Origin of the sequence: Pseudomonas paralactis (assembly GCF_001439735.1) — a bacterium.
GTDB lineage: Bacteria > Pseudomonadota > Gammaproteobacteria > Pseudomonadales > Pseudomonadaceae > Aquipseudomonas > Aquipseudomonas paralactis.
This window is the reverse complement of sequence record NZ_JYLN01000001.1, coordinates 19,547-32,483: the sequence shown is the minus strand read 5'-3', so window position 1 is coordinate 32,483 and position 12,937 is coordinate 19,547. Positions and strand designations below refer to the sequence as shown.

Sequence of the window (12,937 nt, the reverse complement as noted above, 5' to 3'; positions counted from 1 at the left end):
GGCCTCTGAACAAAGACTCAATAGGTGCTTGCCGGGCCGTCCTGGTTCAGCAGTTGCTGGAACTGGTCTGAGGACACCGCATGGGAAATCAGGAAGCCCTGGACCTGAGTGCAGTTGATCTTACGCAACAGTGCAAGTTCTTGCGCGGTTTCCACGCCTTCTGCTACCACGGTCAAACCCAGTTGCCGCCCCAGGGCCACAATACTCGTCAACGCCTGCGCCAGCTCTTCGTTGTCATTGCAGCCTTGCACCAGCGCCCGGTCGATCTTGAGTTCGGTGAAAGGCGTCAAGACCAGGTTCATGTACGAGCTGTAGCCTTTGCCAAAGTCGTCCTGGGACAGGCCGAAACCCTTGATGCGCAAACGGCATGCGCCAGCGTAGAAGTTGCTGATGTCCTTGGGCACCGAACACTCCATCAACTCAAAGCAAATTCGTCCGGGAATGCCTTGATGTTGCAAGACGAAGGCGAGGATGCGATCGGCCAGGTCGTAGCTGTTGAGCAAATGGGTGGGCAAATTGATTGACACCGGGATGTCATAACCCTGTAGTCGCCAGCGTGCCTGGGCAGCGATGGCCTGTTCCAGTACACGCCATAACAAGTGCTCCTCCAGGCGGTAGGCTCTGAGCGCGGGCAGGAACGAGCCCGGCAGCAATACACCATGGTCCGGGTGGATCCAGCGTATCAAGGCTTCGGCGGCGACGATGCGTGCGTTGACCAGGGCTTTCTTGGGTTGAAACCAGGCCTGTAATTGGCCGTTGTCCAGCGCTTCAAGCAGGGCCTGGCGTTCAATATCTGGGGCAGTCTCGGGCAACACCACCTGACGTAGATCCAGCAGTTGCTCAGTCAAACTGCGCAGGGCCGCAAGGTTCACTGGTTTGGAGATCAACCCGATGACATTCACCTGCAGGTTGCTCGCCACCAGGCTCGCGCTCATCAGCATGCGCCTGGACGCGGCACTCATGATCGCCAGGGCCGGTTTGGCACGCAGCGTGGCAAGGCCTTGGATAAACTGCACACCGTCCATGCCGGGCATCAGCAGGTCGGTGAGCACCAGGTCGAAATTGCGCCTGCGCAAACAGCTCAGCGCTTCCTCGCCATCGCGCGCCGACTCCAGGTCGAAGTCTCCCAGTTCGCCGAACAGATGCTGCAGGTACTGATGTTGAAAGGGGTGGTCTTCGACGATCAAAATGCTACAGCGATTCATGGGGGGCTCGTTCATAGGGAGCCAGTTCATTGAACAAGGCTCGCAGGGTAAAGGGTTTGACGAGGCAATGGTTCATGCCTGCCGCCACGCACAAGGCGGCTTCGCCACGCATGGCATTGGCGGTGGCGCCGATGATCGGTACGGTGCAGCCCAGGCGCCGCAGCTCCCGGGCCAGGACATAGCCGTTGAGCTTAGGCATATTGACGTCGCTGAGGACGATATCGAACGTCCCCTCGTGCCAGCGAGACAACGCCTCTTCGCCATCCGACGTCAGTTCCACGGTGCAGCCCAGCTCCTCCAATTGATCACGCAGGATCAACTGGTTGATAGCGTTGTCTTCGGCCACCAGTATGTGCAGCTTCAACTTGCGCAGATCATGTAGCTCATTCACCGCTTGTGGCAGTGAAACCCATACACCTTGGGCCTGGCTTACCGCTTGATGGATGGCATGCAGGTCATTGAGGTTGACCTTCCAGCCTCCGAGCATGATCTGCGGTACATTGCACCCGTCGCTGGTGGCAAGCACCAGCGGCCCGGCCCAATCGGGGATCAGGCGCTGTTCAAGCGGGCCTGGATGCAGCTCAATCAGTACACAGGCCGAGGGTAGGTCCAGAGAGGATGGGTGACCGATCAAGGGGTGGGCGCCCCAGCGTCGTAGCCAACCGCTGATGACTTCGGCCAACTCGCGAACCGGTGAAAGCACCAGAACGACTTCCGGGAGCAAGCTTGTCATGGTCGGGGGCAGCGCGTCTTTGACGCACTCGACCAGCGGTAGGGCGAGGGTAAAACTGCTACCCAGGCCCGGCTCACTCACCATACGCAGGCTGCCATTCATCAATTGGGTCAAGCGCAGGCAAATCGGCAGGCCAAGGCCGGTTCCCGCCACTACGTTGGGGTTGCCCTGAGTCTGGTAAAAGGGCTCGAAAATGCACGGCTGCTCTTCGCGTGCGATGCCTTTGCCGGTATCCGAGACTTGCCATTGCACGCTGGCGCGCTCGCCATCACGGCTTAACAGCGTGGCTCGTACCACGACCCGCCCGGAGTCGGTGAACTTGATGGCATTGCTCAACAGGTTGTTGAGCACCTGGCGGATCCGGCTGATGTCGCCAATCATCCGGTCCGGCATCTGCGGGTCGATGCAGGCGTAGAGCAGCAACCCTTTGCTCTGGGCCGCCGCTGCATAGCCGTGGACCACTTCCTGCACCAGGGCGAAGGTCGAGAACTCACCCAGCTCCAGGGCCAGTTGCCCGGCCTCAATCTTGGATACGTCCAGCACGTCACAGATCAATTGCAACAAAGTGGACGACGAGCCCTCTATCGCCTTTAGATAGTTTTTCTGCTGTGCATCCAGACGGGTGCGGCCCAGCAGTTCCAGAGTGCCCAGTACGCCATAGAGCGGCGTGCGGATTTCATGGCTCATGGTGGCCAGAAACAAGGTCTTGGCTTCATTGGCGCTGTCGGCCAGCCGGCGCGCCTGTTCCAGCGCTGCTTCGATCTGGGTGCGGGTACTGATGTCGCTGAAGGCACATAACAATACGTCCTCACCTTTGTAGCGAGTGGGCGCGCAGCTCAGGTAAAGGTGGCGGCCATCGGCGGTTTCAAAGTAATCGGTAAAAGTCGGTTCGTGGGCATCGAAGGCTTGGTGGATCCAGCCTGGGCACAGCTGTTCGCGTTCGCCACTCTGGCCGAGCCATTGCTGGGACAAGGTGTTTTCCAGTACCACCTGGCCGTCGGTGCGACGTAATACACACAGGGCCACGGGCGCGGTCTGGATCACGTCACGGCTGAACAGCTCGCTTTCCACCAAGGCTTGGATACGCTGCACCGCGGGGGTAATGAAACGGTGTTCAATGCGGTGTATCAGCAACCACACCAGACTGATACCGAACACGCAGAACACCAGCGTCCCGGCCAATTGCGGCCACAGGGATAGGAGAACCGCGCGCAGGTCGATGGAGTAAGCCAGTTGCCAGTCCGACGACTTCAATTGTTTGCGCAACACCAGTTGGTCGGGCAGCCATCCCGCGCCGACAAAACCAAAGAAATCCTGCTGCTGCAGGCCTGGCAGGTTGTGGCTGAACTGCGGCTTGGTGCTATTGCTGAACAAGGGCATGCCCTGGGAATTGAACATGGTGAACTCCCCCGCGCTATGATCGTTCAGGGTGTTGGCGACTTCCCGGTCGTCAATTTCCAAGCCTAGCCAACCCGAATTCATATCGCGCTCATCCAGACGAACGAAAATGTACAGCTGCGAATGGCCTTCGGTGTTCTGGGTCAGCCACAGCTCCTGCAAGGCCGGACGAGTGTCGCGCTGAAGCCGCTTCAACTGTTCGAGCATACCCGTTGGGAACGCGCGAATCGTTGGCGTGGCGTTGTAAAGGCGTACCACTTTGGCTTCTACATCGCTGGCCACGTAAATCAGGTTGAGTTGCCTGGCCTTCAAATAGTCGCGCATGCGCTGGGTCAGCCAGATACTCCACTGCTTGCCGGGGCGTGTGCCCAACAGCAAATACACTTCCTCCGCAGACACGGCGCCATCGGCGCTTTTGTAGCGCCGTGTAGCCGACAGGCTGAGGCTTTCCAGCAGCGCTTCGCGGGTGGTGAAAAAGGTGTGGGCTTCGGCAATCGCGCTGCTCATGTAGCTGCGTCGCTGGGAGATCTCGGTGTTGAAGGTGAACAGCAGAAAGCTGTAAGCCCCACCGATGATGCCCACCAGCAGCACCAGCGCAAAAATGCGCAACAAGCGGCGGGCGGCGTTCGGGGTAGACAGGATCGGGCTGATCTGATGGAGGTAGGTCTTCAATCGCATGTCGGCACTTTAGGTGGGACAACGCGCGGGGAGAATCAGACGATCCTTAGTTTTTTACAGGTAGTTCACAATAAACGTGACTTCGGTATTGGCCCTGAGCGACCTAGTGGAAGATAGGGTCGCCGAGCGTCATCGTGGTAATAAATACGAACAGCGCAAGCTGCAGTCTTAATGGCTTCATGAACACGGCCACATTGGCTGGGAAGCGCAAAACATTAAACAGCGCAGGCACCACATCCCATCAGGCAAACCTTAAAACCCGTCGCTTACCCTCAACTACCAAGCAACCTAATTATTCCATTTGACATTCGCTGCCTAAGCAGTAACATCTCGTCACACATTCACTGCCTAGGCAGTAATAAGGTGACTTTCGATGCCTCACTTCACCCCTGACAACTTCCACAACTGCCACCTCGGCCTGTTGCTGGGCCGCGCCGCGATCCTCAAGGACCGGATCATCGACACCCATATGGAACCCCACGGCATCACCGCCGCGCAGTTCAAGGTGTTGATCATCATGGCCCAGTTCGGCGTCGATACCCCGGCGGAGCTGTGCCGCAACCTGTCCCTGGACAGCGGCTCGATGACGCGCATGCTCGACCGGCTGGAGCAAAAAGACCTGCTCAGCCGCAAGCGTTCCGAGCTGGATCGCCGCCAAGTGCAGTTGGTGCTGACCGCCGAAGGCCAGCGCCTGGCGGACATGCTCCCGCACATCGGCGCCAAGGCGCTCAACCAGTTGGCCGGTGTGCTTGAGCCGGGTGAACTGGAAACCCTGGAACGCATCCTGAAAAAAATGCTGATCGCTGCGGGTGACCCCATCACGATCCAGCGGGTAGGTAAATAATGAACACACGCGCACTCAGCCTGGTGCTGGCGGCGATGACGTTGGCCGGTTGCGCCAATTACAGCGGCCTCGATACCCAGGGCCAGCGCCTCGACGCCAACACCCTGCACACCGGCAAATCCCTCAGCGGCGTGACGCTGTCGAGCGCCGCCTGGCCGGCCGCTGACTGGTGGAAAAGCCTCGGCGACCCACAGCTTGACGGCCTGATCCAGGAAGCCCTGCAGAACAGCCCCGACATGCAAGTCGCCGATGCCCGTGCCCACCAGGCCGAAGCCGCCGCCTATGCCGCCAACGCCGCCCGTATGCCGACGTTGGATGCCAGCGCCGGCGTGAGCCGTTCGCGCCTGGCCAAGGATCAGGACCCACGCGGGCAGGGCGATGCCTATTCGACCGTGCGTAACATCGGCGCCAGCTTCAACTACAACTTCGACCTCTGGGGTGGCCAGCGCGCCGCCTGGGAAGCCGCGTTGGGCGAGGCTCGCGCTGCCGAAGTCGACCAGCAGGCCGCGCGCCTGACACTGGCCGCGAACGTGGCCAAGGCCTACAGCGACCTGGGCCAGGCCCATATCGTGCGTGACCTGGCCGTCGATGACCTCAAGCGTACCCGCCAGATGCTCGACCTGAGCAAGCGCCGCCTGAGTTCCGGTATCGACAGCGAGTACCAGTACCAGCAGACCGAGAGCCTGGAAGCCAGCTCCCAGTCGCAACTGATTGACGCGGAAAAACAGCTGCAAAGCGCCAAGATCGCATTGGCTGTGTTGCTCGGCAAAGGCCCGGACCGCGGTGACGAGTTGGCGCGCCCAGCGGTGCTCAAACCCAGCGCCGTGGCCGTTCCGGCGGTGCTGCCTGCCGAGCTGCTCGGCCGTCGCCCGGACCTGGTCGCCGCACGCTGGCGCGTAGAGGCCGCGAGCAAGAACATCGACGCCAGCAAGACCCGCTTCTACCCCAACCTCAACCTGAGCGCGAGCGCTGGCGCCGAGTCGTTGCTGGGGGACGCGATGTTCGGTTCGTCCAGCCGCTTCTTCAACATTGCGCCGACGATCTCGTTGCCGATCTTCGACGGTGGCCGCCTGCGCGCCGACCTTGATGCCCGCGATGCCGACTACGACCTGGCCGTGGCCCAGTACAACAAAACCCTGTTGCAAGCCTTGGGCGATATCGGCAACAGCCTGTCCCAACTGCGTGACACCGGGCGGCAGATCCAGGCCCAGCAACACGCGGCCGACATCGCGCAGCAGTCCTACGACACCGGGGTGCAACGCTACAGCTCAGGCATCGGTAACTACCTGGATGTGCTCAGCATCGAGCAGCAGTTGCTACAGGCCCAGCGTCAGCTGGCGACCTTGAATGCAGCGCAGATCGATCTGTCGATTCAATTGATGCAGGCCCTGGGTGGCGGGTACCACGCCGACAACGTGGCCGCGACCACCCCTGCAACACGCACGGAATAATTTGAGGTATTTGTCATGGCCACTGCCGACAGCAACAACGCAACCGAACAACCCCAAGACACCAACCCACGCAAACGCAAAGTCATGCTCATCGGCCTGGCGCTGATCGTCATCCTTGGCGTGGTGGGCGTGTGGGCCTGGTATGAGTTCTACGGGCGCTTTAACGAGAGCACCGACGACGCCTATGTGAACGGCAACGTGGTGGAAATCACCCCGCTCGTCACTGGTACCGTAGTCAGTATCGGCGCCGACGATGGCGACCTGGTGCATGAAGGCCAAGTGCTGATCAACTTCGACCCCAACGACGCCGCCGTCGGCCTGCAAAGTGCCCAGGCCAACCTGGCCCGCACCGTGCGCCAGGTCCGCGGCCTGTACAGCAACGTCGATGGTATGAAAGCCCAGGTCAATGCGCAGAAAGCCGATGTGCAAACCGCCCAGGACAACTACAACCGCCGTAAGACCCTGGCCCAGGGCGGCGCGATTTCCCAGGAAGAACTGTCCCACGCCCGCGACAGCCTGACCGCCGCCAAGAACGCCTTGACCAACCTTGAGCAACAACTCAAAACCACCAATGCCTTGGTGGATGACACGGTGATTTCGTCCCATCCCGATGTGCAAGCCGCCGCCGCGCAACTGCGCCAGGCCTACCTGACTAACGCGCGCAGCACCTTGATCGCACCGGTCACCGGCTATGTGGCCAAGCGCACCGTGCAACTGGGCCAGCGCGTCCAGCCGGGCACCGCGCTGATGGCGGTGATCCCGCTGGACCAGCTGTGGATCGACGCCAACTTCAAGGAAACCCAACTGCGGGATATGCGCATCGGCCAGCCGGTGGATATCGAGTCGGACATCTACGGCAGCGACGTGAAATACAGCGGCACCGTCGACAGCCTCGGCGCCGGCACCGGCAGCGCGTTCGCCTTGCTGCCCGCGCAGAACGCCACCGGCAACTGGATCAAGATCGTGCAGCGGGTGCCGGTGCGCATCCACATCAACGCCGAAGAGCTGGCCAAGCATCCGCTGCGCGTGGGCTTGAGCACCGTGGTCAACGTAGACCTGCACGACCAGAGCGGCCCGGTGCTGGCGCAACAGGCGCCGCAAAAAGCCTCGTTCACCACCAACGTGTATGACCGCCAATTGGCCGAGGCCGATGCCATGATCAACCAGTTGATCCATGACAACAGCGTCGCCGCTCCCAAGGCTGCGCAACGCTGATGAGCAATAACGCCTCGTTCACGCCGCCCAGCCTGTTGATGGCCACTATCGGGCTGTCGCTGGCGACCTTTATGCAGGTGCTCGACACCACCATTGCCAACGTGGCCTTGCCGACTATTTCCGGCAACCTGGGGGTGAGTTCGGAGCAGGGCACCTGGGTGATCACCTCGTTTGCGGTGAGCAACGCCATCGCCTTGCCGCTCACCGGTTGGTTAAGCCGGCGCTTTGGTGAGGTGAAGCTGTTCCTGTGGGCGACTATTCTGTTTGTGCTGGCCTCTTTCCTGTGCGGTATCTCCACGTCGATGCCCGAGCTGATCGGCTTTCGGGTGCTGCAAGGCCTGGTTGCCGGGCCGTTGTACCCGATGACCCAGACGCTGTTGATTGCGGTCTATCCTCCCGCCAGGCGCGGCATGGCCCTGGCGTTATTGGCGATGGTTACGGTGGTGGCGCCGATTGCAGGCCCCATCCTTGGTGGCTGGATCACTGACAGCTACAGCTGGCCGTGGATCTTTTTCATCAACGTGCCCATCGGTATCTTCGCGGTGATGGTGGTGCGTTCGCAGTTGAAGAAGCGTCCGGTGGTCACCAGTTATCAGCCGATGGATTACGTCGGGTTGTTGAGCCTGATCGTCGGGGTCGGCGCCTTGCAGATTATCCTCGACAAAGGCAATGACCTGGACTGGTTCGAATCCAACTTCATCATCATTGGTGCGGTGATCTCGGCAGTGGCGCTGGCGGTATTTGTGATCTGGGAAATGACCGACAAGCACCCGGTGGTGAACCTGCGGCTGTTCGCCCATCGCAACTTTCGCATCGGCACCATCGTGCTGATCCTCGGTTACGCGGGCTTCTTCGGCATCAACCTGATCCTGCCGCAATGGTTGCAGACCCAGATGGGCTACACCGCCACCTGGGCCGGACTCGCCGTGGCACCAATCGGGATCCTGCCGGTGTTGATGTCGCCGTTTGTGGGCAAGTACGCACACAAGTTCGACCTGCGGCTGCTGGCGGGCCTGGCCTTTCTGGCGATCGGCTTGAGCTGCTTCATGCGCGCTGGTTTCACCAACGAGGTGGACTTCACCCACATCGCCCTGGTGCAGCTGTTCATGGGCATTGGCGTGGCGCTGTTCTTCATGCCGACCTTGAGCATTCTGATGTCCGACCTGCCGCCGCACCAGATTGCCGACGGCGCTGGGCTTGCGACCTTCCTGCGCACCTTGGGCGGCAGCTTTGCGGCTTCGCTGACCACCTGGATCTGGATTCGCCGGGCGGACCAGCACCATGCCTACATGAGCGAGAACATGACCACCTACGACTCGGCTACCCGTGATGCGTTGCAGGCGCTGGGCGGGGCAGGGCAGAAGGCCTACACGCAACTGGACCAGATCCTCACCAGCCAGGCGTACATGATGTCCACCGTGGATTACTTCACGTTGCTGGGGTGGATGTTCATGGGCTTGATGTTGCTGGTGTGGCTGGCCAAGCCACCGTTCACGGCGAAGGCCGGGCCTGCGGCTTCGGGGCACTGATTGTAAGGTCAGCGCGGTCCCAGTGGGAGCTGGCTTGCCTGCGATGCAGACACCTCGGTGTATCAGATGCACCGAGGTGATGCTATCGCAGCATAGGTATCTACATAACGCTGTAACGGTGGACGGTAACCACGATGCGAAGCGAGCCGCTCTTGATCTTGATCTGCTTTTGATCTTGATCTCAGGCGCCCCGTTAAACCACGCTGGCCGAACGCAGGCTTGAATTCGTGGGTAACCCGGCAGGACGCCGGGTTAGCCGCCCCGCGCCATGGATGGCGCGTGGCGGCGGCCCACGGATTCAAGCCTGCGTTCGGGCACACCGAGCCTAAGCGAGGTGCCGAGTGGTGGGGCAAGAGCGCTTTGGTTACTTTCGCGCTTTTCGAAAGTGACCCGCCGTCAGGGCGGAACCTTAAGTAGCCGTTACCGCAGGAATGGATATGTACACAGTCCAGCTGTGTTGGCTGTCAGGCCGCTATCGCAGGCAAGCCAGCTCCCACAATTGGATCGCGTGCGTCAGCTAGATCAGCGTCGGTTGTCAGTCCGTCACGGGAGCAAGCTCCCTCGCCACAGGGTCAGCGCCGTACCGAAGTTGTGTAGACACCTATGGCTATCACAGGCAAGCCAGCTCCCACAGGTTGATCGGTGTTGTGTCGCAGGTTAGGCGCCAGGCAGCGCCAACTGCGGGTTGACGAAGTCAAACGCCGCCAGTTGAAAGCCCTGCTCATCCACCTGCAGCGCCCACCCTTGCTTGTCCCAGTCACCCAGCACAATGCGCTTGGCCGCCTGGTCGCCGATCTGCAACTTATGGATCGCCGGGCGGTGCGTATGGCCGTGGACCAGGGTGCGCACGCCGAACTGCTGCATCACCCGTGGCACTTCTTCAGGCGTGACATCGACAATGTCATTGGCCTTCATACGCACCTGCGCGCTGCTCTCACTGCGCAGCTTGCGCGCCAGTTTGTGGCGGGTGCCCAAGGGCAGGTGGCGCAGGATAAACAGCACAATGGGGTTACGCAGGATGCGCCGCAGCTTCATATAGCCAAGGTCGCGGGTGCACAGGCTGTCGCCGTGCATCAACAGCACGGGTTCGCCATAAAACTGCACGACACTCGGGTCCTTGAGCAAGGTAGCGCCTGCCGCTTTACAGAACGCCTTGCCGATCAGGAAATCGCGGTTGCCATGCATGATGAAAATCGGGGTGCCGCTGTCGCTCAGCTCACGCAGAGCCTCGCAGATGGAACGCTGGAAGGGGGTCATGCCATCGTCGCCAATCCAGGCTTCGAAGAAGTCCCCCAGAATGTACAACGCCTGGGCACCACGGGCGCGGCCGTGGAGCAGATCCAGAAACGCCCGGGTGATGTCCGGGCGCTCCTCTTCCAGATGCAAGTCTGAAATCAGCAATATCACGCTTCGATGATCTCGGCTTTCTCGACGATCACGTCTTCGGCTGGAACGTCCTGGTGACCGGCCTTGGAGGTGGTGGATACGCCTTTGATCTTGTCGACAACGTCGGTGCCTTGGGTGACTTTACCGAACACGGCGTAGCCCCAACCCTGCACGTTCTTGCCGCTGTGGTTCAGGAAGGCGTTGTCGGCAACGTTGATGAAGAACTGCGCGGAGGCCGAATGCGGCTCCATGGTACGGGCCATGGCGACGGTGTACTTGTCGTTGGAAAGGCCGTTGTCCGCTTCGTTCTGGATGCTTGGACGCTTGTCTTTCTTCTCTTTCATGCCAGGCTCGAAACCGCCGCCCTGGATCATGAAGTTGCCGATGACACGGTGGAAAACGGTGTTTTCGTAGTGGCCGGCTTTCACGTATTCGATGAAGTTGGCGACGGTGATCGGCGCTTTCTCGGCGTTCAGCTCGATGACGATGTCACCGTGGTTGGTGGTCAGTTTGACTTGAGTCATGTTCACTACTCTTTTCAGGGAATTCGTGGGTGTGGGCGCCTGGGCACCTTACCTGTCTGGCTAAACGACGGCCAAGGCGCGCAGTTTAGCGTGCCTTGCGGGAATTTCGAGGTGGTTTTTTATCGCGCTTGTCATTAAAGCAGCAATTAAAGCCGCAGTTTTCAAGCGTGTGCTGTCAGTGTCTTGACTGCTTCGGCTATTATGAGCCCTTTGTTTTATCTGGCCCCACCTGGCCACGAACCTGTCTGTTCAAGGATCCTATGAGCAAGCCCACTGTCGAACCTACCTCGAATGCCAAGGCCGGACCTGCTGTCCCGGTCAATTTCCTGCGCCCGATCATCCAGGCGGACCTGGATTCGGGCAAGCATACGCAGATCGTCACCCGCTTCCCGCCAGAGCCCAACGGCTACCTGCACATCGGCCACGCCAAGTCGATCTGTGTGAACTTCGGCCTGGCCCAGGAGTTCGGTGGCGTCACGCACCTGCGTTTCGACGACACCAACCCGGCCAAGGAAGACCAGGAATACATCGACGCCATCGAAAGCGACATCAAGTGGCTGGGTTTTGAATGGTCCGGTGAAGTGCGCTATGCCTCCAAGTATTTCGACCAGTTGTTCGACTGGGCCGTCGAGCTGATCAAGGCCGGCAAGGCCTATGTGGACGACCTGACCCCGGAGCAGGCCAAGGAGTACCGTGGCACGCTGACTGAGCCGGGCAAGAACAGCCCGTTCCGCGACCGTTCGGTAGAAGAGAACCTGGACTGGTTCAACCGTATGCGCGCCGGCGAATTCCCGGACGGCGCCCGCGTGCTGCGCGCCAAGATCGACATGGCCTCGCCGAACATGAACCTGCGCGACCCGATCATGTACCGCATCCGCCATGCCCACCACCACCAGACCGGTGACAAGTGGTGCATCTACCCCAACTACGACTTCACCCACGGTCAGTCGGACGCCATCGAAGGCATCACCCACTCCATCTGCACCCTGGAGTTCGAGAGCCATCGCCCACTGTACGAATGGTTCCTGGACAGCCTGCCGGTCCCGGCGCACCCGCGTCAGTACGAATTCAGCCGCCTGAACCTGAACTACACCATCACCAGCAAGCGCAAGCTCAAGCAACTGGTGGATGAAAAGCACGTACATGGCTGGGATGACCCGCGCATGTCCACGCTGTCGGGCTTCCGTCGCCGTGGCTACACCCCGGCGTCGATCCGCAACTTCTGCGACATGGTCGGTACCAACCGTTCCGACGGTGTGGTCGATTTCGGTATGCTGGAATTCAGCATCCGTCAGGACCTCGACGCCAACGCCCCGCGTGCCATGTGCGTGCTGCGCCCGTTGAAAGTCGTGATCACCAACTACCCGGAAGGCCAGGTCGAGAACCTCGAACTGCCGCGTCACCCGCAGAAAGAAGAGCTGGGCGTGCGCAAGTTGCCGTTCGCCCGCGAGATCTACATCGACCGTGACGACTTCATGGAAGAGCCGCCAAAAGGCTACAAGCGCCTGGAGCCGAACGGCGAAGTGCGCCTGCGCGGCAGCTACGTGATCCGTGCGGACGAAGCGATCAAGGACGCCGATGGCAACATCGTTGAACTGCGTTGCTCGTACGATCCGGACACCCTGGGCAAGAACCCTGAAGGCCGCAAGGTCAAGGGTGTGGTCCACTGGGTGCCGGCCGCTGCCAGCATCGAGTGCGAAGTGCGCCTGTACGATCGTCTGTTCCGCTCGCCAAACCCTGAAAAGGCTGAAGACAGCGCGAGTTTCCTCGACAACATCAACCCTGATTCCCTGCAAGTTCTCACAGGTTGTCGTGCCGAGCCATCGCTTGGCGACGCACAGCCGGAAGACCGTTTCCAGTTCGAGCGCGAAGGTTACTTCTGCGCAGATATCAAGGACTCGAAACCAGGCGCTCCGGTATTCAACCGTACCGTGACCTTGCGTGATTCGTGGGGCCAGTGATTTAAGGGAGTTG

At 60.4% G+C, this 12,937-nt stretch carries 9 protein-coding genes; 5 read left to right on the top strand and 4 right to left on the bottom strand.

The features are described 5' to 3' along the window. Positions 1 to 17: 17 nt before the first annotated feature. Entirely contained in the window at positions 18 to 1,205 is a 1,188-nt protein-coding gene (locus TX23_RS00130; RefSeq protein ID WP_057700487.1) for an EAL domain-containing response regulator, read from the bottom strand. Next, on the bottom strand, positions 1,192 to 4,014 hold the full coding sequence (locus tag TX23_RS00125; protein ID WP_057700486.1) for an ATP-binding protein: 2,823 nt from the start codon (positions 4,012 to 4,014) through the stop codon (positions 1,192 to 1,194). Before TX23_RS00125 ends, TX23_RS00130 begins: the two co-directional genes overlap by 14 nt. 373 nt (positions 4,015 to 4,387) lie before the next feature. Here TX23_RS00125 and TX23_RS00120 point away from each other — a divergent pair, with 373 nt between their 5' ends. Genes TX23_RS00120 through TX23_RS00105 form a run of 4 tightly spaced genes read left to right on the top strand, consistent with a single transcriptional unit; the run spans position 4,388 to position 9,053 of the window. After that, positions 4,388 to 4,858, top strand: coding sequence for a MarR family winged helix-turn-helix transcriptional regulator (locus tag TX23_RS00120; protein ID WP_057700485.1), 471 nt, complete (start codon positions 4,388 to 4,390; stop codon positions 4,856 to 4,858). Then, positions 4,858 to 6,309 carry an efflux transporter outer membrane subunit gene (locus TX23_RS00115; protein ID WP_057700484.1) on the top strand — a complete coding sequence of 484 codons (1,452 nt, stop codon included), beginning with the start codon at positions 4,858 to 4,860 and terminating at the stop codon, positions 6,307 to 6,309. Before TX23_RS00120 ends, TX23_RS00115 begins: the two co-directional genes overlap by 1 nt. Positions 6,310 to 6,324: 15 nt before the next feature. After that, positions 6,325 to 7,524, top strand: coding sequence for an HlyD family secretion protein (locus tag TX23_RS00110; protein WP_057700483.1), 1,200 nt, complete (start codon positions 6,325 to 6,327; stop codon positions 7,522 to 7,524). Next, complete coding sequence (locus TX23_RS00105) at positions 7,524 to 9,053, top strand: DHA2 family efflux MFS transporter permease subunit (protein ID WP_057700482.1); 1,530 nt, start codon at positions 7,524 to 7,526, stop codon at positions 9,051 to 9,053. The genes TX23_RS00110 and TX23_RS00105 overlap by 1 nt, the downstream gene beginning before the upstream one ends. A gap of 657 nt (positions 9,054 to 9,710) precedes the next feature. Here the strand turns inward: TX23_RS00105 and lpxH are convergent. Continuing rightward, complete coding sequence (gene lpxH / locus TX23_RS00100) at positions 9,711 to 10,460, bottom strand: UDP-2,3-diacylglucosamine diphosphatase (RefSeq protein WP_057700481.1); 750 nt, start codon at positions 10,458 to 10,460, stop codon at positions 9,711 to 9,713. Then, a complete protein-coding gene (locus TX23_RS00095) occupies positions 10,457 to 10,963 on the bottom strand; it encodes a peptidylprolyl isomerase (RefSeq protein ID WP_014718940.1) in 507 nt (168 codons plus the stop codon). The genes lpxH and TX23_RS00095 overlap by 4 nt, the downstream gene beginning before the upstream one ends. A gap of 260 nt (positions 10,964 to 11,223) precedes the next feature. Between TX23_RS00095 and TX23_RS00090 the strand changes: the two genes are divergently transcribed. Continuing rightward, positions 11,224 to 12,924, top strand: coding sequence for a glutamine--tRNA ligase/YqeY domain fusion protein (locus TX23_RS00090; RefSeq protein ID WP_057700480.1), 1,701 nt, complete (start codon positions 11,224 to 11,226; stop codon positions 12,922 to 12,924). The last annotated feature ends 13 nt before the right edge of the window (positions 12,925 to 12,937 follow it).

What these genes read in the sequence shown, in the direction of transcription:
- TX23_RS00130 (WP_057700487.1), bottom strand. Translation starts at nt 1,205, where the DNA reads ATGAATCGCTGTAGCATTTTGATCGTCGAAGACCACCCCTTTCAACAT.
- TX23_RS00125 (WP_057700486.1), bottom strand. Translation starts at nt 4,014, where the DNA reads ATGCGATTGAAGACCTACCTCCATCAGATCAGCCCGATCCTGTCTACC.
- TX23_RS00120 (WP_057700485.1), top strand. Translation starts at nt 4,388, where the DNA reads ATGCCTCACTTCACCCCTGACAACTTCCACAACTGCCACCTCGGCCTG.
- TX23_RS00115 (WP_057700484.1), top strand. Translation starts at nt 4,858, where the DNA reads ATGAACACACGCGCACTCAGCCTGGTGCTGGCGGCGATGACGTTGGCC.
- TX23_RS00110 (WP_057700483.1), top strand. Translation starts at nt 6,325, where the DNA reads ATGGCCACTGCCGACAGCAACAACGCAACCGAACAACCCCAAGACACC.
- TX23_RS00105 (WP_057700482.1), top strand. Translation starts at nt 7,524, where the DNA reads ATGAGCAATAACGCCTCGTTCACGCCGCCCAGCCTGTTGATGGCCACT.
- TX23_RS00095 (WP_014718940.1), bottom strand. Translation starts at nt 10,963, where the DNA reads ATGACTCAAGTCAAACTGACCACCAACCACGGTGACATCGTCATCGAG.
- TX23_RS00090 (WP_057700480.1), top strand. Translation starts at nt 11,224, where the DNA reads ATGAGCAAGCCCACTGTCGAACCTACCTCGAATGCCAAGGCCGGACCT.